This window comes from Pseudomonas sp. SJZ078 (genome assembly GCF_007828255.1).
Classification (GTDB): Bacteria; Pseudomonadota; Gammaproteobacteria; order Pseudomonadales; family Pseudomonadaceae; genus Aquipseudomonas.
The window spans coordinates 57,034-76,864 of the sequence record NZ_VIUG01000014.1 but is presented as its reverse complement, the minus strand read 5'-3'; the positions used below and the strand labels follow the sequence as shown (position 1 = coordinate 76,864).

Here is a 19,831-nt window from a genome sequence, read left to right as displayed (position 1 = left end):
CCAGGCACCCGCGATCCGGGCGCTGGTTCACCTGAAAATCTTAAAACCGTCACCAGCGGTTCGCTGGCAAACGCTCCGTGCAAATGTGACAACAGAACACAGCACAGGGCCGGAACATGACTCCACCAGTGAAATGCGTATCGGGTTTTTAGGAGTGCTGTAATGCCTGAGATCTATCACTTTTTCCAACAGCTGGTTAATGGCCTGACCATTGGCAGCACCTATGCCTTGATAGCCATTGGCTACACAATGGTTTACGGCATCATTGGAATGATTAACTTCGCCCATGGCGAGGTGTACATGATCGGTTCCTACGTGGCTTTCATTGCCCTTGCCGGGCTGGCCATGCTGGGTATCCACTCACTGCCGTTGTTGATGACCGCCGCGTTCATCGCGTCGATCGTCGTGACCAGTGCCTATGGCTACAGTATCGAACGCGTTGCCTACCAGCCCTTGCGTGGCAGCAACCGTCTGATCCCGCTGATTTCCGCCATCGGCATGTCGCTGTTCCTGCAAAACACCGTATTGCTGTCCCAGGACTCCAAGGACAAGTCCATTCCCAACCTGATCCCGGGGAGTTTCTCCTTTGGTCCGGGCGGTGCTGAAGAAGTCCTGATTTCCTACATGCAGATCCTGGTCTTCGTCGTGACCCTGATCGCCATGCTCGGCCTGACCCTGTTCATCTCCCGTTCCCGCCTGGGCCGCGCCTGTCGCGCCTGTGCCGAGGACATCAAGATGGCCAACCTGCTGGGCATCAACACCAACAACATCATCGCCCTGACCTTCGTCATCGGTGCCGCCCTGGCGGCCGTCGCTGCCGTGCTGTTGAGCATGCAGTACGGCGTGATCAACCCGAACGCCGGTTTCCTGGTGGGCCTGAAGGCCTTTACCGCGGCGGTACTGGGTGGCATCGGCAGTATTCCGGGCGCGATGCTCGGCGGTCTGGTGCTGGGGGTGGCCGAAGCATTCGGCGCCGATATTTTCGGTGACCAGTACAAGGACGTGGTGGCGTTCGGTCTCCTGGTCCTGGTTCTGTTGTTCCGGCCGACCGGCATCCTGGGCCGTCCGGAGGTTGAGAAAGTATGAACAAATATCTTAAACAGGCGCTGTTCAGCGCCCTGCTGGTCTGGGCCGTCGCCTTCCCGGTGCTCGGTCTCAAGCTGAGCATCGTCGGCGTCAACCTTGAAGTGCACGGTACCGGTCCGCTGACCCTGAGCGTCATTGCCTTGTGCTCGGTGCTGATGTTCCTGCGGGTGCTGTTCAGCCAACAGGTCAGTGCCGTGCTGCGTTCCAACCGCGGCCCGCTGGTGTCGCCCAAGGTCAGCCAGTTCCTGACCCTGCCACGCACCCAGCGCCGGATCATCATTGGTCTGATCGTGGTTGCGCTGGTCTGGCCGTTCTTCGGCTCCCGCGGGGCGGTGGATATCGCCACCCTGATCCTGATCTACGTGTTGCTGGGCCTGGGCCTGAACATCGTGGTCGGCCTCGCCGGCCTGCTCGACCTGGGCTACGTGGGGTTCTATGCCGTGGGCGCCTACAGCTACGCGCTGCTGTCCCATTACTTCGGCCTGAGCTTCTGGGTCTGCCTGCCGATCGCCGGGATGATGGCGGCCACGTTCGGCTTCCTGCTGGGTTTCCCGGTGTTGCGCCTGCGGGGCGACTACCTGGCCATCGTGACCCTGGGCTTCGGTGAGATCATCCGCTTGTTCCTGCGTAACCTCACCGACCTCACCGGCGGCCCCAACGGCATCAGCAACATTCCCAAGCCGACCTTCTTCGGCTTGAGCTTCGACCGCAATGCGGCTGAGGGCATGCAGACTTTCCACGAGTTCTTCGGGCTGACCTACAACCCGGTGAGCAAAGTGGTGTTCCTGTATCTGGTGGCGCTGTTGCTGGCCCTGGCCGCGTTGTTCGTCATCAACCGCCTGTTGCGCATGCCCATCGGCCGTGCTTGGGAAGCGCTGCGCGAAGACGAAATCGCCTGCCGTGCCCTGGGTCTCAACCCGACCGTGATCAAGCTGTCGGCCTTCACCCTGGGCGCTGCCTTCGCCGGTTTCGCCGGCAGTTTCTTCGCCGCTCGCCAAGGCCTGGTGACGCCGGAATCCTTCACCTTCATCGAGTCGGCGATCATCCTCGCCATCGTGGTACTGGGTGGGATGGGCTCGCAGTTGGGTGTGATCCTGGCGGCCATCGTGATGATCCTGCTGCCCGAAATGATGCGTGAATTCAGCGAATACCGCATGTTGATGTTCGGCGCCTTGATGGTGCTGATGATGATCTGGCGTCCTCAAGGTCTGCTGCCTATGCAACGCCCTCACATGGAGCTGCGCAAATGAGCCGCGAGATCCTCAAGGTTGAAAACCTAAGCATGCGCTTCGGCGGCCTGCTGGCGGTCAATGGCGTGGCCCTGACCGTGAAAGAGAAACAGGTGGTTGCCTTGATCGGGCCGAACGGCGCCGGCAAGACCACGGTGTTCAACTGCCTGACCGGCTTCTACCAGCCAACCGGCGGCAGCATCCTGCTGGACGGCGAGCCGATCCAGGGCCTGCCAGGGCACAAGATCGCCCTCAAGGGCGTGGTGCGCACCTTCCAGAACGTGCGGTTGTTCAAGGAAATGACGGCCATCGAGAACCTCTTGATCGCCCAGCATCGTCACTTGAACACCAACTTCTTCGCCGGCCTGTTCAAGACCCCGTCGTTCCGCAAGAGCGAACGCGAAGCGATGGAGTACGCCGAGTTCTGGCTGGAAAAGGTCAACCTCACAGAGTTCGCCAACCGTACCGCCGGCACCCTGGCCTATGGTCAGCAGCGGCGCCTGGAAATCGCCCGTTGCATGATGACCCGTCCGCGGATCCTCATGCTCGACGAGCCGGCCGCCGGCCTGAACCCGAAGGAAACCGAAGACCTGAAAGCCCTGATCGGCGTGCTGCGTGAAGAGCACAACGTCACGGTGCTGCTGATCGAACACGACATGAAACTGGTCATGAGCATTTCCGACCACATCGTGGTGATCAACCAGGGCACCCCCCTGGCCAACGGCACGCCGGAACAGATCCGGGACAATCCTGAAGTGATCAAAGCCTACCTGGGGGAAGCGTAAATGCTGCAGTTCGAAAACGTTTCCACCTTCTATGGCAAGATCCAGGCCCTGCACAGCGTCAACGTGGACGTGCGCCAGGGCGAAATCGTGACGCTGATCGGCGCCAACGGGGCCGGCAAGTCCACCCTGCTGATGACCCTCTGCGGTTCGCCCCAGGCCCACAGCGGCAGCATCCGCTACATGGGCGAGGAACTGGTGGGCCAGGACTCGTCGCGGATCATGCGCAAGAGCATTGCAGTGGTGCCGGAAGGTCGTCGGGTATTTGCCCGGCTGACCGTGGAAGAGAACCTCGCCATGGGCGGATTCTTCACCGACAAGGGCGACTATCAGGAACAGATGGACAAGGTGCTGCACCTTTTCCCACGCCTGAAAGAACGCTTTACCCAGCGCGGCGGCACCATGTCCGGTGGTGAACAGCAGATGCTCGCCATTGGCCGTGCGCTGATGAGCAAACCCAAGCTGCTGCTGCTCGACGAGCCTTCCCTGGGCCTGGCACCGATCATCATCCAGCAGATCTTCGACATCATCGAACAACTGCGCAAGGATGGCGTGACGGTGTTCCTGGTGGAGCAGAACGCCAACCAGGCGCTGAAAATCGCCGACCGGGCGTATGTGTTGGAAAACGGTCGCGTGGTGATGCAGGGCACCGGTGAAGCGCTGCTGACCGATCCGAAGGTGCGCGAGGCGTACCTGGGCGGTTAAGGAGTCGAGGTAAACAAAAACGGCCTTCGGGCCGTTTTTTTTGCACCAATTTCAAGCAAACACCTTTGTGGCTTCTTTTAATGCCTTTCAACACAAATTTCGCGGCGATCAAAATAATTCGAGAACTCGCTGTAACACTTCCCCACCTCCCCTCTCTAGTTCAGCAGACCGGCGCTGAAGCCGGTTCATTTCCCAAGAAGAACTGGAGAAACATCATGTCCGCTACCACCCGTACCCTGTCCGCCTCCGCCCTGGTTTTGGCCCTGGGTTCAGCCCTGAGCCTGGCTGCCGTCTCGACCGCTCACGCAACCGACGACGCCATGGAAAAGTGCTTCGGCGTTGCCCTCAAAGGCAAGAACGACTGCGCCGCCGGCGCCGGCACCACCTGTGCCGGTACCGCCAAGATGGACTATCAGGGCAACGCCTGGAAATCGGTCCCGAAAGGCACTTGCACCACCATGGAAAGCAAAACCTCCCCCACCGGTTTCGGCCAGCTCGAAGCATTCAAAGCCAAGTCCTGATCGCATCCGCCTGAGGCCAGCCACCATGTTGAACACCCCGTCCCTCGCCACCGATAGCCGACTGCCGCCAAGGGCAGGGTTGGGGCTCAAGAGTGCGCATTTTCGTGAGGTCCTGCAGACCCGTCCGGATCTGGGTTTTTTTGAGGTGCACGCGGAAAACTACATGGTGGCCGGCGGGCCGCTTCATCACTTCCTGGGGCTGATACGCGAACAGTACCCGCTGTCGCTGCACGGCGTCGGCCTGTCGATCGGTGGGGAGGAGCCGCTGAATGTCGCGCATGTGCAGCGCCTGGCCGCCTTGATCGAACGCTATCAGCCCCAATCCTTTTCCGAACACCTGGCCTGGTCCAGCCACGGCCCGGTGTTCCTCAATGACTTGCTCCCCCTGGCCTATGACGAAGCAACCCTCGAGCGGGTCTGCGAACACGTCGACCAGGTGCAATCCAGCCTCAAGCGCACGCTGTTACTGGAAAACCCGGCCACCTACCTGGCCTTTGAAACCTCGACCCTCGACGAACCACAGTTCATGAGCGAAGTAATCCGTCGCACCGGCTGCGGCCTGCTGCTGGATGTGAACAACGTCTACGTTTCGTGCGTCAACCATTGCCGCGATCCATTGGCCTACCTCGACACCCTGCCTCTGCATGCCACCGGCGAAATTCACCTGGCCGGCTTCGCCGAAGATTCCGACAGCCTCGGCGCGCGCCTGTTGATAGACGATCACGGCGCACCCGTCGACCACGCGGTCTGGCAACTGTATCGCCAGGCACTGGAGCGGACCGGGCCGGTCGCGACCTTGATCGAGCGCGACAACCACGTCCCGGCATGGGAGGTACTGCTGGCCGAAGCACGCCAGGCCGATCAACTGTTGAGCGCCACGGGTGCCCGGCCATGAGCAACCAGCACGCCTTTGCCGCCGCCCTGCTAGACCCGCGCAAGGCGTGCCCGCCCGGCCTAGTCAGCGCCAATGGGGCGGCCCCGGAAAGCCGTTTCGCGGTGTACCGCAACAACGTGCTCAGCTCATTGATCAACGCCTTGGCCGACACCTACCCGGTGGTGGCACAACTGGTGGGCGAGGAATTCTTCCGGGCCATGGCCAGGGTCTTTGCCCAATCGACGCCGCCGCGCAGCCCGGTGATGAACGACTACGGCGGCGACTTTGCCGAGTTCATCGAACACTTCGAACCCGCCGCCAGCGTGCCTTACCTGGCGGACGTCGCTCGGTTGGAGCGACTGCACGTGCAAGCCTGGCATGCCGTCGACGCCGAGCCCATGGCGCAAGAGCGAATCGTGGCGGCGCTGTCGTCACCCACGCTGGCGGGACACCTGAAGGTCGGGCTTCACCCGTCATTGCGTCTGCTGCAATCCCCCTACGCCGTGGTGACGATCTGGGCCGCCCATCAGCACCAGGCGCCCGTACCGTTCGAAACGTTTCCCGCGCAAAACGCCTTGGTGTTGCGCAACGGCCTGGACGTGGAAGTGTTTGCGATCAGTCGGGCTGCCCATGGGTTCATCGCCGCCCTGCAACAGGGGTTTTCCCTGACGGCTGCCATTGAGGCCTCAATCGATCTTGACCTGGAACACACCCTGGCGGGGCTCATCCGCCACCAGGCCATCACCCATCTCCTAGCCGAACAGGTATCCCCATGAACGCCCTGATTGCCGGTTTCATTCAATGGCTGGAGAAAATCCCCCACAGCCTGATCGCCTTCGTCGCACGCTTCTCGATTGCCGCCGTGTTCTGGAAATCCGGCCAGACGAAAATCGAAGGCCTGGCCATCGACCTGATCGATGGCACCTTCCAGCTCGGCTGGCCGCACCTGGCCGACTCAACCATTCCGTTATTCAAAAGCGAATACGCCCTGCCGCTGCTGTCACCGGAAATCGCCGCACACCTCGCCGCGTTCGCCGAGCATTTCTTCCCGGTCCTGATTCTGCTGGGATTGGCCACGCGGTTTTCGGCACTGGCATTGCTGGGCATGACCCTGACCATTGAGCTGTTCGTCTACCCCGATGCCTACCCGACCCACGGCACCTGGGCAGCGGTGTTGCTTTACCTGATGGCCCGCGGCCCCGGCGTGCTGTCCATCGACCACCTGATTGCCGTGTGGGAGCGAGCCCGCTCGCTCCCACACGGGCCGGTGTGATGCCTCATTATTGCTGGAGCCGGTCCAGCGCCTCGCCACTGCGCTTGAACCAGTCAATCAGATAATCGGCCAGCACCTGGGTGCGCTTGGGCAAGCCGCCCTGATAGGGGTGCACCAGGTACATCGGCATACGACGGGTCTGAAAATCCCGTAGGAGCCAGCACAGGCGTCCATCGGCCAACTCCTCATTCAACAGGTAAGACGGCAGCCGGGCGATTCCGGCACCCGCCAGGGCGGCTTTTTTCAACAAGCTGTAGTGATTGCTGGCGAACGGCCCCGAGACGCGCACCCGCAGCAATTCGTGTTGCTGGTGATACAGCCACTCTTCCCGGCCACTGTAGTGGCTGTTGAGCAGGCAGCGATGCTCAGCCAGGGCCTGGGGCGTTTGTGGTTCGCCGTATTGATCGAGATAAGCCGGGCTAGCGCAGGTCATCTCGTGCCACGCCAACAAGGGTCGGGCGACCAGTCGCTCATCGATGGCGGCGTCGGAGCGGATCGCCAGGTCGAAACCGTCGCGGGTCAGGTCACGATAACCGTTGCTGAGTTCCAGTTCGATCTGCACGTTGGGGTACGTGCGGGCGAACTCCAGCAGCAGCCCCTCGAAGAAGGTTTCACCCAACGACACCGGCACCGTCATTCGCACCGGCCCGGATATATCGTCTTTCAACCGGGCGAGAGCCTGACGCGCCCTTTGCACCTGAACCAACAGCGCTTGGGCCTGTGGCAGCAAGGCCGCCCCGGCCGCGGTAAGGCTCAAGCGTCGAGTAGTGCGCTGCAACAACATCACCGAAAAGCGACTTTCCAGCAGGCTGATGCGCTTGGACAACTGGCCCTTGCTGCACCCCAATTGCTGGGCCGCCAGGGTAAAACTGCCGGCTTCGATCAACACGGCGAACGCCGCCAGGTCATCCATCTCGCTCATTGGATTGTTTCCAATAGAAAACCAAAGGTTGCCTATTAGCACGCTTATCAATGGAAAAAACCACTCTAAACTGCAACCTCGTTCAACCCACTGAGGAACAGCCCATGAAGATCCTGTTGATCGGCGCCAACGGCACCATCGGTTCGGCCATTGCCAACGAACTGGCGCCACGCCACGAAATCATTCGAATCGGCCGCAGCAGCGGTGAATTGCACGTCGACATCAGCGACAGCGCCTCGATCCGCGCCCTGTTCGAAAAAACCGGGCGCTTCGATGCGCTGATCTGCGCCGCCGGCAGCGTCACGTTCGCACCGCTGGGTGATATGACCGAGGAAAGTTTCGCCCTCGGCTTGAAGGACAAGTTGATGGGCCAGGTCAACCTGCTGCTGATCGGTCGAGAATTCGCCAACGACGGCGCATCCTTCACGTTCACCACCGGTGTGCTGAGCCACGATCCGATCAAGAGCGGCGCTTCGGCAGCGCTGGTCAACGGTGCCCTGGACAGTTTCGTGCGAGCGGCGGCCATCGAGTTGCCGAGGGGCCTGCGAGTCAACTCGGTGAGCCCGAACGTGCTGCTGGAGTCCATGGACAAATACGCCCCTTATTTCCGCGGCTACAAACCAGTGGCGGCGGCCGACGTGGCATTGGCCTACGCCAAGAGCGTCGAGGGCCTACAAACCGGCCAGACTTTTCATGTTGGTTGAATAGCACTTTGCCTACGCTCCTGCTTGTGATGCGGGAGCAGTCTGAGTAACGTGACGGCACCTGTCTGGAGACCCGATGATGCGTGCCGCCCGTTCCCTGTTGTGTGTTGCCCTCCTTCCCCTGTTCGCCGGCTGCCAATTGCTCGATCCCCCGCGCGAGAGCGCTTCCCACGCCGGACAGACGCGCATGCAAGGCGAACTCACGGCGGCCGACGGCAAGCTGGTGTTCCAGCCCTGCCAGGAACAACGCCGCTACATCGTCAATGACAGCGGCGGCACCAGCGTGCTGCAACAAGCCGCCAGCCTGGCCGATGAGCGCGGCAAGTTGTTCGCCGACGTGCGTGGTCATATCGTCTCCGGCGCCACGGCGGGGGCCGACAGCCAATTGGACCTGGAGCAGTTGTACCGCCTGGAACGCTCGGGCACGGCCTGTGACGATGGCGACTTCAAACGGCTGGTGCTACACGCCACCGGCCACGGTCCAGAATGGAGTCTCAAGGCCAGCGGCAAGGGCCTCGTGCTGGAACGTGACGGCCAGCCTGCGCTCGCGGTGCCTTACGTTGAAGAGCAACTGGGGGACGGCCGTTTCGACCTGAGTACCGAAGCCAACGGCCAGAAAGTCGAGCTGTGGGTCGCGCCACAGCGTTGCGTCGACAGCACCAGCGGCAGTGTCCAGCACATGACTGCCGAGTTGCGGGTCAATGGCGTGGTCCAGCGTGGCTGCGCCTACTTTGGCGGTGCGCGTAACGACTGAGGCCCTCAATACCGACGGAGACAAGCTTCCGGTTAAGGGCAATACGGTTCACTTAAGCTTCATGAATCATTGTGGCGAGGGATTTATCCCCTCGCCACAGGTTCATCTGGTTCCTTGAGGTGAACACCACGGTAGGGGATCCGGGGATTGCAGCATATAATCGCCGGTTTGAAGCACGCCCTGGCGCAGTTGTGCGCCCCGCGAACCGGATCCCGTCATGTTACGAATCACCGAACTCAAGCTGCCGATCGACCACCCCGAAGAAGACCTGCGCGCGGCCATCCTGCAACGCCTGGGCATCGCCAGTGATGACCTGCTCGACTTCACCTTGTTCAAGCGCAGCTACGACGCACGGAAAAAGTCTTCCGAACTGTGCTTCATCTACACCCTCGACCTGACGGTACGCGATGAAGCCGGCCTGCTGCGCAAGTTCGCCGACGACCGTAACGTCAACGAAGCGCCGGATGTCAGCTACAAGATGGTCGGCCAGGCACCGGCAGGCCTGGGCGAGCGGCCGATCGTGGTCGGTTTCGGCCCGTGCGGCATCTTCGCCGCCCTACTGTTGGCACAGATGGGCTTCAAGCCGATCATCCTCGAACGCGGCCCGGAAGTGCGCCAGCGCACCAAGGACACCTGGGGCCTGTGGCGCAAAAGTGTGCTCAACCCCGAATCCAACGTGCAATTCGGCGAAGGCGGCGCGGGAACGTTTTCCGACGGCAAGCTCTACAGTCAGATCAAGGATCCGAGGTTCCTCGGTCGCAAAGTACTGCACGAATTCGTCAAGGCCGGTGCCCCGGAAGAAATCCTCTATGTCAGCAAGCCGCACATCGGCACCTTCCGCCTGACGGGCGTGGTGGAGACCATGCGCGAGCAGATTCGCACCCTCGGCGGCGAAGTACGCTTCCAGCAGCGGGTCACGGACGTGTTGATCGAAGACGGCCAGTTGGTCGGTGTCGAACTGGCCAGCGGTGAACGCATTCACTCCAGGCACGTGATCCTGGCCCTGGGCCACAGCGCCCGGGACACCTTCCGCATGCTTCACAGCCGTGGTGTATACATGGAGGCCAAGCCGTTCTCGGTGGGCTTCCGTATCGAACACCCGCAATCGCTGATCGACAGCGCGCGCCTGGGCAAATACGCCGGTCACCCGAAACTCGGCGCCGCCGACTATAAACTGGTGCATCACGCCAAGAATGGCCGTTCGGTATACAGCTTTTGCATGTGCCCGGGCGGCACCGTGGTAGCGGCGACTTCCGAGCCGAACCGCGTCGTGACCAACGGCATGAGCCAGTACTCGCGCAACGAACGCAACGCCAATTCCGGCATCGTGGTGGGCATCACCCCGGAAGTGGACTACCCGGGTGGCCCGCTGGCCGGAATCGAGCTGCAGGAACGCCTGGAATCCCACGCTTTCGTGCTCGGCGGCAGCAACTATGAAGCCCCGGCGCAATTGGTGGGCGACTTCATCGCCGGCAAACCGTCCACGGCACTGGGCAGCGTCGAGCCGTCCTACAAGCCGGGGGTTTCCCTGGGCGACCTGGCCCTGGCCCTGCCGGACTTCGCCATCGAAGCCATCCGCGAAGCCCTGCCGGCATTCGAGAAACAGATTCGCGGCTACTCGTTGCACGACGCCGTGCTGACCGGGATCGAAACCCGCACCTCATCGCCGCTGCGCATCACCCGCAACGAATCGCTGCAGAGCCTGAACGTGAAAGGCCTGTTCCCGGCAGGTGAAGGCGCTGGCTACGCAGGCGGGATTCTGTCGGCGGGAGTGGACGGGATCCGCATAGCCGAAGCGGTGGCGCGGGATATCCTCGGCCTGGAAGCCTGACAACACCGTCCCTGTGGGAGCGGGCTTGCTCGCGAATGCGGTGGATCAGTCAACCGATTATTTGACTGATCCACCGCATTCGCGAGCAAGCCCGCTCCCACAAAGGGTCTCGGCGCTTCAGTTTCAGATATTCGCCCGCAACACACTCTCCGGCAACGCCTCACCGCGCTCCACACTCGCCGCCACGGTGTCCATCAATCCATCCAACTCATACCCCTGGGCCCTGAGCCACGCCGGGTCGTAATACGTCGTGGCATAACGCTCGCCGCCGTCGCACAGGATTGCCACGATCGAGCCCGATTCGCCGGCGTCCACCATCCGCTTCGCCGCGATCAGCGCACCGATCAGGTTGGTGCCGCTGGAACCGCCGACCCGGCGTCCCAAGCGCTGGGCCAGGTAATGCATCGCCGCCAGCGACAAGGCATCGGGTACCTTGACCATCGCATCAATGACTTTGGGCAGGAACGACGCCTCGACCCGTGGCCGGCCAATCCCTTCGATCCGCGAGCCGCACTCCAGGCGCAGGCTGGCATCGCCGCTGCGGTAGTAGTCGAAAAACACCGAACGCTCGGCATCGGCACACAGCACGCGGGTACCGTGCTGCCGATAGCGTACATAGCGGCCCAGGGTCGCGGTGGTCCCCCCGGTTCCCGGGCTGGAAATCAGCCAGCTCGGCTCCGGGTGCTGTTCGAAACGCATCTGCTGGAAAATCGACTCGGCAATGTTGTTGTTGGCCCGCCAGTCCGTGGCCCGTTCGGCGTAGGTGAACTGATCGATGAAATGCCCGTCATGCTCACGGGCAAGACGCTCGGACTCGGCGTAGATCTGGGTAGGATCGTCCACCAGATGGCTCTGGCCGCCATAGAACGCGATTTGTGCGATTTTTTCCCGGGACGTCGTCGCCGGCATGACCGCAATGAACGGCAAGCCCAGCAACCTGGCGAAATAGGCCTCGGAAATGGCCGTCGATCCACTGGAAGCCTCGATCACCGGGGCGCCGGGCTTGAGCCAGCCATTACACAGCGCATAGAGAAACAGCGACCGAGCCAGTCGGTGCTTGAGACTGCCGGTGGGATGGCTGGACTCATCCTTGAAGTACAACTCAATGCCCGGAAAACCTGGCAGTGGCAGCGGGATCAGATGTGTATCGGCGCTGCGCTGGAAATCGGCCTCAATGATGCGAATCGCTTCGCGTGCCCACTGACGGTGGTCGTTCATGTGTTTTCTCGCAGGATAGGTTCGACGCGGGGAAAGCCTGGCGGTCAGGACTGGATATGGGAAAAACCAGTCACAAGCTTAGGAAAAAACCGACATCAGGCACAGATACAGCTAAGGTCCAATATGCCCTGCAACTGCCCGACCGCCTCGCCGGCCTTGTAACGACATATAACAAAAAAGAATATAACTTTTGTTTTAACAACTAACAGTACGGGTTAGGGTGTGACCACTTTTGTTTGACGAATGGAGAGCGAAATTGCCTCTACGTAATTCCCTGACACGTTTTTTCCAGCTGGAGGCAGCCAGTGGTCTGCTGTTGATCGCCGCCGCGGTGCTGGCCCTGGTCATCAACAATTCGCCCCTTTCCTGGCTGTACGGCGGTCTGCTGGATACCCCGGTGGTGGTCCAGGTCGGCGCGTTGAAAATCGCCAAGCCGCTGCTGTTATGGATCAACGATGGCCTGATGGCGATGTTCTTCCTGCTCATTGGCCTGGAAGTCAAACGCGAAGTGCTTGATGGGCAATTGTCGAAGCCTTCGCAAATCGTCCTGCCGGGAGCAGCGGCGATTGGCGGCATGGTCGTGCCCGCGCTGATCTACTGGTTCCTCAACCGTGACAATCCGGCGGCTCTTTCGGGCTGGGCCATTCCCACGGCCACCGACATCGCCTTCGCCCTCGGGGTGCTGGCCTTGCTGGGCAAACGAGTACCGGTTTCACTCAAGCTGTTCCTCATGACCCTGGCGATCATCGACGACCTGGGCGCCATTATCATCATCGCCATTTTCTATTCCGGCGCCCTGTCCACCTTGTCGCTGATGCTGGCGGCCGCATGCATTGCCGTATTGGTGGCGATGAACCGGATGGGTGTGGTCAGGCTCGGTCCCTACATGATCGTTGGCCTGATTCTCTGGGTTTGCGTGCTCAAGAGCGGGGTCCATGCCACCCTGGCCGGGGTTACGTTGGCGTTCTGCATTCCGTTGCGCACCAAAAACGCCGAAACCTCGCCGCTGTTGACCCTGGAGCATGCCCTGCATCCATGGGTGGCCTATGGCATCCTACCGCTGTTCGCCTTCGCCAATGCCGGCTTGTCCCTGAGCGGTGTCACCATCGAGAGCTTCACCCATCACGTGCCGATGGGCATCGCGGTCGGCCTGTTGCTGGGTAAGACCGTCGGCGTGTTCGGCCTGACCTGGCTTGCCGTGAAAATCGGCATCGCCAACCTGCCCCTTGGCGCCAATTGGGGTCAGGTACTGGGGGTGGCAATCCTGTGCGGGATCGGTTTCACCATGAGCCTGTTCGTCGGCTCATTGGCCTTCGAGCCCGGCGTCAGCGAGTATGCCGGCATGGATCGGATGGGGATTCTCACGGGGTCGATCCTCGCGGCGCTGCTGGGCTACATGGTGGCAGCGGCGGCCAGTCGCAAGCCTTCTGCGTTGTCCTCCTGATACGCCCGCGCAAGAAGGGATCGCTGTATAGCGATCCCTTCTTCTTGAAGTAAACGCAATCCCGCTGTGGGAGCGAGCCTGCTCGCGAAAGCGTCGGCACATCCAGCATCTATTCAAGCTGACTCACCGCTATCGCGAGCAGGCTCGCTCCCACAGGGGAACGCGTACACTCAAAAAAACGGCGCTTCCTCCATTGGAGAAAGCGCCGTTTTTTGAGCAGACATTAAAACCAGAGAAGCGCTTACCCAATCCAGCTTAGTGCGATACGCGACTCGTCCCGCCCACAGTGGAAATACGAACCCGCTCACCCACGCGGAACACTTCGTTTTCCTGAACCTGCTGCACGTAGGCACGCATGCTGCCGTCGTCTTCGCGAACGGTGATTTCCACGCCCTGGGTACGGGTCAGGCCTTCTTCAGTCGCGGAACCGATCAGGCCGCCGGCCACGGCACCGATAACGGCAGCAACGATACTGCCACGGCCGCCACCGATGGCGCTGCCGCCTACACCACCCACCACCGCACCGGCAGCGCCGCCAATCGGGGTCTTGGTGCCTTCGATCTTGACCGGACGCAAGGATTCGATGGTCCCCATGCGAATGGTCTGCACGCGACGCGCTTCGTCACGGGAGTAAGAGTCACCGGTCAGGCTCGACTGACAGCCAGTGAGCAACATCGCCATCGTGGAAAAGGAAGCAACCAGTAAAACAGACTTACGCATAGCATCAAACTCCAAAAGACAGGGAACTATTAAACTCCGCAGCTTGACGCCTGTCACGGCCTGGCCGGGATAAAATTGTTTTCATTCAGGTGGGATACAGGCGCATCCGAAAAATTCACCCAACAGTAGCGTCAATTTCCGAAACCTGCGTCATCAGCCCAAGGATTTTGCATGGATTATTTCATCATCGTCGCGACCACCATCGCCGGACTGTACTTTCACTGGTGGTTGTACGTGCGGATCAAACGCTGGATGGACCGCGATCTGGCGCTGTCATTGGCGGGGCAGGACGAGCAAAAGAAAACCTACATGCTGCAACAGTTGGCCCGCGCCCGAGAACAAGGGATCAAGCGCCGGGACCTGCCGCAATGGCTTCAAGCCGCTGCGACAGGTTATGCCGATGCTAAGGCGCCAGGCGCTCGCGAGTCCAGTCCGTCCCTTGCAGACGGTAATTGAGGCGATCATGCAGGCGGCTCGGGCGACCCTGCCAGAATTCGATGCGCTCGGGCAGTAAACGATACCCTCCCCAATGCTCCGGACAGTGGGGCTGGCTATCGCTGAAACGTTGTTCGGTGGCCTTGAGCAGGTTTTCCAGCTCATCGCGACCGGCAATCACCCGGCTCTGGGGCGAGGCCCAGGCACCGAGACGACTGCCCAATGGACGAACCTGATAATAGGCGTCCGACTCCTGCGCCGTGACCTTCACCACCTTACCCTCGATGCGAACCTGACGCTCCAGGGTCGGCCAGAAGAACGTCATGGCCGCGAAGGGATTCGCGGCCAGTTGCTGGCCCTTGGCGCTGTCGTAGTTGGTGAAGAAGGTAAAGCCCTGGGCATCCAACCCCTTGAGCAACAGGATCCGGCAGTGCGGACGGCCATCGGCGTCCACCGTGGCCAGGGTCATGGCGTTGGCCTCCACCGGGGGCTGCTCGGTTTTCACTGCCTCGGCGAACCACTGGTGGAACAACGCAAATGGCTCGGCCGGGGCTTGCGCCTCGGCCAGGCCATCGCGGGTGTAGTCGCGGCGCATATCAGCCAGCGTTTGGGTCATGGCGCACTCCTTGTGGTTCGCCTATCACTGCTTGGGGGTATCGGTGGCCGCGACTTTCTTGGCATCGGTGGCGGCCTTGGCCGGCTGAGGTTTCTTCGTCGGGGTGGCCTTCTTGGCCGGGGCTTTCTTTGCTGGAGCCTTGGCGGCGGCTTTTTTGGCCGGCGCCTTTTTAGTGGCCGGGGCCGTGGCTTTCTGGGTGGCAGGCGCCGGGACAGCTGGCTTCACATCCTGGGCGGCCACCAGCGTAACCGGTGCCGGGACCGACATGTTGTATTTACCGACCAGTGCCAGCAAGGTGTCTTGCGGCGTCACCAGCAACTCCACGCGACGGTTCAAGGCGCGACCTTCAACGCTGTCGTTGGCCGCACGTGGTTCCACCGACCCCAAGCCCCGCATCATCAGGCGATCACGCTGCAAACCACTGAGACGGAAAATAGCCGCCACGGACTGGGCACGCTCCTGGCTGAGCTTCAGGTTCGCTGGCGCAGCGCCCGAGGTGTCGGCGTGGCCAAGAATCAGCACGGCGGATTTCGGGTCGGCTTCCAGGACCTTCGCCACGCGCGTGAACGGGCCAAGGGTCACCGGCAGCAGCATGGCCGGACGATCCGGGTTGAAGGAACTGTCCACGGGTGCCGTGACCACCAGGACGTTGTCGCGACGCTCCAGCTGGAACTTGCTGCCCTCGATGGCGGTGCGCAGCTTTGGCTCGTAGTCGTCGAGCCAGGCCTGGGTGACCTTCGGATCGGGCAACGGTGCCGCCTTGGCGGCCTCCTGGTCCTTGCCGCCGAATGGCCACCACCATTTTCCACCGTCTTGCGTTTCGGCCTTGGCAACAGGCGCCGGAGCCTTCGCTACAGGCTTGGCTTGCGCCTTGACCTGGTCTTTTGCGGCAGCGTCGTTGGCTGCATCATCAGAGGAGAACGGCCACCACCAGTGGCTGGCGCTCTCGGCCTTGGCCTGCGGCGCGACGGCCGCCGGCTTCAGGGGCGCCGCAGGCGCCATCTCTTTGACCGCAGCCTGGTCGGAAGAGCCGAACGGCCACCAGCCACTGCCGCCCTTGGCATCATTTTGTGGAGTTTGCGCGCAACCGGTGATCGCGAAGCACAGCGCCAGGGCGAGGGATTTATTCGATAACATTGGATATCCACAAAATGATGTAAATGAAAAATACAGGACCCAGTCCGGGGCACATAAACAGACGCTTTGAAACCGAAAAGGACACCAGGTTCCGATGCGTCCCCCTTCAGGAACGTTTTACAGACAAGTGGCAAGCACCCGCGCCAGATTCTGCGCGCGCGGATCCATCAATACGTAAGGCCCCAGCGTGTTCGTCACGAAGCCGAACGCCACGTCATGCTCCGGGTCGGCAAACCCGATGGAGCCACCGGCCCCCGGATGACCGAATGCCCGCGGGCCCAGGCCGTAGGTGGCGTTCGGTACATCCGGCTGGTCGAGCATGCAGCCCAGGCCGAAACGGGTCTGGGTCAGCAACGTCTTGTCCTCGCCGAAGCTATGCTGGCGGGTCAGCTCATCGAGCATTTCACCTTCCAGCAGGCTGCCATCCAGCAGACCGGCATAGAACCCGGCGATGCTGCGGGCGTTGCCATGGCCGTTGGCGGCCGGTTGCTGCATGCGTCGCCACTCAGGCTTGTTGGTGCTGGTCAGGACGGATGGCGGATTGGTGAAGGCCCGGGTGGTCATGGCGGTGGGCTCGCGCATCGTCACCTGGAGCAGGCGTTGCGCCGCCGCATCACCGACGTTGCCTTTGCCGCGGGCGATATGGGCCACGCGATGGAACTCCTGGTCCGCAAGACCGACATGGAAATCCAGGCCCAACGGCTTGGCAACACGTGCCACGATGGACTCCCCAGGGCCTCGACCGTCTGCCCTGCGCAATAATTCACCGACCAGCCAGCCGTAGGTGATCGCGGCATAACCATGGCCATCCCCCGGTGTCCACCAAGGCGTTTCGGCAGCCAGGGCGTCGACCATCGTGTTCCAGTCATACAAGGCGTCGGGCGCCAGCAATTCACGCAACGCCGGCAATCCGGCCTGATGGCAGAGCAGTTGGCGCAGGGTAATGGATTGCTTGCCGGCCGCGGCAAATTCGGGCCAGTAACGGGCGACCGGGGCATCCAGTTGCAACTTGCCTTCGGCGACCAATTGCAGGGCAGTGACGGCAGTGAAGGTCTTGGTGCAGGAAAACAGATTGGCGATGGTATCGCTGTGCCAGGCCTCATGGCCGTCCTTGTCAGCCGTACCGGCCCACAGGTCGATCACCGTCCGGCCGCCGACCTGGATGCACAGCGCCGCGCCGCGCTCCTGGGGATCATCGAACAGCGCTGCAAAGGCTTCGCGTACCGCCTCGAACTGAAGTTCATAATGGCCTTGAATCTGCACCCGCAACTCCTTTGAAACAAAGACTTTCTCAAGTGGCCGCATTGTTTCAGCCATTGGCGGTTTTGGAAACCGTCATGGGACGGCTGGCCAACCACAAAATCACGGTTTCCTAGGAAATCTCCCGCCGAAACGGCGGCAACGCATTGAGAATCGCCTTGCCGTAGCGTTGGGTCACCAGCCTGCGATCAAGCAAGGTGATGGTGCCGCGGTCCTCTTCGGTACGCAGCAAACGACCGCAAGCCTGGACCAGCTTCAGCGAAGCATCCGGCACGGAAATTTCCATGAACGGGTTACCGCCACGGGCTTCGATCCATTCGGCCAATGCCGCTTCCACCGGGTCATCCGGGACCGAGAACGGGATCTTGGCGATCACCACGTGCTCGCAATAGGCACCGGGCAGGTCCACCCCTTCGGCAAAGCTCGCCAGACCGAACAGCACGCTGGAATCCCCGCCATCGACCCGCGCCTTGTGCTTGTTCAGGGTCTCCTGCTTCGACAGGTTGCCCTGGATGAACACCTGCTTGCGCCAGTCACGGTCAAGGCCGTCGAACACGTCCTGCATCTGTTTGCGCGAGGAAAACAGCACCAGGGTGCCTCGCGACCCTTCCACCAACTGCGGCAGGTCACGGACGATCGCGGCGGTGTGCGCGGCGGCGTCCCGTGGATCAGCCTTCAGATCCGGCACCCGCAATACACCGGCGTCGGCGTGGTGGAACGGACTCGGAACCACGGCGGTCACGGCGGTTTTCGGCAGGCCGGCACGCATGCGGAAGCGATCGAACGTACCCAACGCAGTCAGCGTGGCGGACGTCACCAAAGCCCCATAGGCCACGTTCCACAGATTGCGACGCAACATATCCGCCGCCAGGATCGGGCTGGCATTGACCTCGATATCGAACAGCGAACCACTTTCGGCCAGGGTCAGCCAGCGCGCCATGGGCGGGTTGTCCTCCGGATCTTCAGTGGTGAAGGCCGTCCACAGCTCCCAGTTGCCCTGGGAGCGAGACAACAGGCTGCCGAACAGTGGGTACCATTCCTCGGCCTGGTTGCTGGCGATGCCGATATTAACCTCGCCATCCATCCCTTCCTTGAGGAGGTCGGTCAGGCGCGTGAACAGGTCGGTCAGGCGGGCGAAGCCCTTCTTCAGCTCGATGCCCATTTCACGCATGTGCTCAGGGATGATGCCGCCGACGAAACGATGACGTGGCCGCTCGCGGCCCTCGACGTCCTCTCCCGGCTTGAAGTCGGCCACCTGTTCGCAGGCGGTGAACATGAACTGCTGGTTCGTCTTGATCTCCCGCGCCAGCTCCGGCACTTGCTCGATGAACTTGCCCAGGTCGCCCGGCAGCGGATGCTGGGCCAACAGCTTGGTGAGGTTCTTGGCGGTGGTTTCCAGCCAGTCGGCGGTGGAACGCAAGCGGGTGTAGTGGGCGAAGTGACCGATGGCCTTGTCCGGCAGGTGGTGGCCTTCGTCGAATACGTAGATTGTATCGTGCGGGTCCGGCAGCACCGCGCCACCGCCCAGGGCCAGGTCGGCCAATACCATGTCGTGGTTGGTGACGATGACGTCGACCTTGCCCATGCCTTCGCGGGCCTTGTAGAAGGCGCACTGGCCGAAGTTCGGGCAATGACGGTTGGTGCACTGGCTGTGGTCGGTGGTCAGGCGCGCCCAGTCGGCATCTTCCAGGGTGGTCGGCCAACTGTCGCGGTCGCCGTCCCACTTATTGCCAGCCAGTTTCTCGATCATGCTGGTAAACAGCTTCTGGCTGGCCTCATCGACTTCGATCTTGAAGCCTTCTTCCTCGAACAACTGAGCCGTGGCCGTCTGCGCCTGGCCTTCCTGCAGCAGCATGTCGAGCTTGGACAGGCACATGTAGCGCCCGCGCCCCTTGGCCAACGCAAAGCTGAAGTTCAACCCGCTGTTGCGCATCAGGTCGGGCAGGTCCTTGAAGACGATCTGCTCCTGCAGGGCGATGGTGGCCGTGGCGATGACCAGGCGCTTGCCGGCGGCCTTGGCCGTGGGAATAGCCGCCAGGCTGTAGGCGACGGTCTTGCCGGTACCGGTACCGGCCTCCACCGCCACGACAGCGGGATCGCCACCGCGTCGGCCTTCGTCGTCGGTGGCGATGTCACCCAGGACTTTCGCCACCTCGGCGATCATCAGGCGCTGGCCATAACGCGGCTTGAGGCTCTTGGCTTCGAGAAAACGCGAATAGGCGCCCTGGATCGTGGTTTTGAGTTCGGTGCTGATCATGAATGTCGGGCGCTAAAAACGCTGGATAAATTTTCAGTGGTTCGGATCGGCGGCTATCATACC

General features: G+C 61.6%; 20 protein-coding genes. 13 read left to right on the top strand and 7 right to left on the bottom strand.

The features are described 5' to 3' along the window. Positions 1 to 162 precede the first annotated feature (162 nt). The 8 genes from livH (at position 163) to FBY02_RS14630 (ending at position 6,470) form a co-directional block, all read left to right on the top strand. A complete protein-coding gene (livH, locus tag FBY02_RS14665; protein WP_144928694.1) occupies positions 163 to 1,086 on the top strand; it encodes a high-affinity branched-chain amino acid ABC transporter permease LivH in 924 nt (307 codons plus the stop codon). Continuing rightward, positions 1,083 to 2,336, top strand: a complete 1,254-nt coding sequence (locus FBY02_RS14660; protein ID WP_144928692.1) for a high-affinity branched-chain amino acid ABC transporter permease LivM — start codon at positions 1,083 to 1,085, stop codon at positions 2,334 to 2,336. The genes livH and FBY02_RS14660 overlap by 4 nt, the downstream gene beginning before the upstream one ends. Continuing rightward, positions 2,333 to 3,100: a high-affinity branched-chain amino acid ABC transporter ATP-binding protein LivG gene (gene livG / locus FBY02_RS14655; protein ID WP_144928690.1), complete on the top strand. Its 768-nt coding sequence runs from the start codon at positions 2,333 to 2,335 to the stop codon at positions 3,098 to 3,100. The genes FBY02_RS14660 and livG overlap by 4 nt, the downstream gene beginning before the upstream one ends. Further along, positions 3,101 to 3,802, top strand: coding sequence for an ABC transporter ATP-binding protein (locus tag FBY02_RS14650; RefSeq protein ID WP_144928688.1), 702 nt, complete (start codon positions 3,101 to 3,103; stop codon positions 3,800 to 3,802). Positions 3,803 to 4,017: 215 nt separating this feature from the next. After that, positions 4,018 to 4,323, top strand: coding sequence for a DUF2282 domain-containing protein (locus tag FBY02_RS14645; protein WP_144928686.1), 306 nt, complete (start codon positions 4,018 to 4,020; stop codon positions 4,321 to 4,323). A gap of 25 nt (positions 4,324 to 4,348) precedes the next feature. Then, positions 4,349 to 5,218, top strand: a complete 870-nt coding sequence (locus FBY02_RS14640; RefSeq protein WP_144928684.1) for a DUF692 domain-containing protein — start codon at positions 4,349 to 4,351, stop codon at positions 5,216 to 5,218. Next, positions 5,215 to 5,973 (top strand): DUF2063 domain-containing protein, encoded by a 759-nt coding sequence (locus tag FBY02_RS14635; protein WP_144928682.1) that lies wholly within the window; start codon positions 5,215 to 5,217, stop codon positions 5,971 to 5,973. Before FBY02_RS14640 ends, FBY02_RS14635 begins: the two co-directional genes overlap by 4 nt. Next, positions 5,970 to 6,470 (top strand): DoxX family protein, encoded by a 501-nt coding sequence (locus FBY02_RS14630; RefSeq protein WP_144928680.1) that lies wholly within the window; start codon positions 5,970 to 5,972, stop codon positions 6,468 to 6,470. Before FBY02_RS14635 ends, FBY02_RS14630 begins: the two co-directional genes overlap by 4 nt. Before the next feature lie 7 nt (positions 6,471 to 6,477). Here FBY02_RS14630 and FBY02_RS14625 read toward each other — a convergent pair whose 3' ends face one another. After that, entirely contained in the window at positions 6,478 to 7,392 is a 915-nt protein-coding gene (locus tag FBY02_RS14625) for a LysR family transcriptional regulator (protein ID WP_144928678.1), read from the bottom strand. Positions 7,393 to 7,496: 104 nt separating this feature from the next. Here FBY02_RS14625 and FBY02_RS14620 point away from each other — a divergent pair, with 104 nt between their 5' ends. From FBY02_RS14620 to FBY02_RS14610, 3 genes are all read left to right on the top strand, one after another. After that, on the top strand, positions 7,497 to 8,096 hold the full coding sequence (locus tag FBY02_RS14620) for a short chain dehydrogenase (protein WP_144928676.1): 600 nt from the start codon (positions 7,497 to 7,499) through the stop codon (positions 8,094 to 8,096). A 79-nt stretch (positions 8,097 to 8,175) separates the two neighbouring features. After that, positions 8,176 to 8,850 carry a COG3650 family protein gene (locus FBY02_RS14615; protein WP_144928777.1) on the top strand — a complete coding sequence of 225 codons (675 nt, stop codon included), beginning with the start codon at positions 8,176 to 8,178 and terminating at the stop codon, positions 8,848 to 8,850. Between the two features lie 217 nt (positions 8,851 to 9,067). Then, positions 9,068 to 10,681: an NAD(P)/FAD-dependent oxidoreductase gene (locus FBY02_RS14610; protein ID WP_144928674.1), complete on the top strand. Its 1,614-nt coding sequence runs from the start codon at positions 9,068 to 9,070 to the stop codon at positions 10,679 to 10,681. Positions 10,682 to 10,804: 123 nt separating this feature from the next. Here the strand turns inward: FBY02_RS14610 and FBY02_RS14600 are convergent, their stop codons facing one another. Beyond that, complete coding sequence (locus FBY02_RS14600; protein ID WP_144928672.1) at positions 10,805 to 11,899, bottom strand: PLP-dependent cysteine synthase family protein; 1,095 nt, start codon at positions 11,897 to 11,899, stop codon at positions 10,805 to 10,807. A gap of 256 nt (positions 11,900 to 12,155) precedes the next feature. Here FBY02_RS14600 and nhaA point away from each other — a divergent pair, with 256 nt between their 5' ends. After that, positions 12,156 to 13,343, top strand: coding sequence for a Na+/H+ antiporter NhaA (gene nhaA, locus FBY02_RS14595; protein WP_144928670.1), 1,188 nt, complete (start codon positions 12,156 to 12,158; stop codon positions 13,341 to 13,343). Positions 13,344 to 13,598: 255 nt separating this feature from the next. On the opposite strand, the gene FBY02_RS14590 is transcribed toward nhaA, so the two are convergent. Beyond that, the gene (locus tag FBY02_RS14590; RefSeq protein ID WP_024776354.1) at positions 13,599 to 14,063 is read right to left on the bottom strand and encodes a glycine zipper 2TM domain-containing protein; all 465 of its coding nucleotides are present in this window, start codon (positions 14,061 to 14,063) and stop codon (positions 13,599 to 13,601) included. Between the two features lie 171 nt (positions 14,064 to 14,234). Between FBY02_RS14590 and FBY02_RS14585 the strand changes: the two genes are divergently transcribed. Beyond that, the gene (locus FBY02_RS14585; protein ID WP_052126395.1) at positions 14,235 to 14,519 is read left to right on the top strand and encodes a hypothetical protein; all 285 of its coding nucleotides are present in this window, start codon (positions 14,235 to 14,237) and stop codon (positions 14,517 to 14,519) included. On the opposite strand, the gene pdxH is transcribed toward FBY02_RS14585, so the two are convergent. The 4 genes from pdxH to dinG form a co-directional block, all read right to left on the bottom strand. Beyond that, positions 14,467 to 15,114 carry a pyridoxamine 5'-phosphate oxidase gene (gene pdxH, locus FBY02_RS14580; protein ID WP_144928668.1) on the bottom strand — a complete coding sequence of 216 codons (648 nt, stop codon included), beginning with the start codon at positions 15,112 to 15,114 and terminating at the stop codon, positions 14,467 to 14,469. The genes FBY02_RS14585 and pdxH overlap by 53 nt on opposite strands. A gap of 24 nt (positions 15,115 to 15,138) precedes the next feature. Beyond that, on the bottom strand, positions 15,139 to 16,251 hold the full coding sequence (locus FBY02_RS14575) for an OmpA family protein (RefSeq protein ID WP_144928666.1): 1,113 nt from the start codon (positions 16,249 to 16,251) through the stop codon (positions 15,139 to 15,141). A gap of 117 nt (positions 16,252 to 16,368) precedes the next feature. Further along, positions 16,369 to 17,514, bottom strand: a complete 1,146-nt coding sequence (locus FBY02_RS14570; protein ID WP_144928664.1) for a serine hydrolase domain-containing protein — start codon at positions 17,512 to 17,514, stop codon at positions 16,369 to 16,371. A gap of 109 nt (positions 17,515 to 17,623) precedes the next feature. After that, positions 17,624 to 19,768 (bottom strand): ATP-dependent DNA helicase DinG, encoded by a 2,145-nt coding sequence (gene dinG / locus FBY02_RS14565; protein WP_144928661.1) that lies wholly within the window; start codon positions 19,766 to 19,768, stop codon positions 17,624 to 17,626. Positions 19,769 to 19,831: the final 63 nt, after the last annotated feature.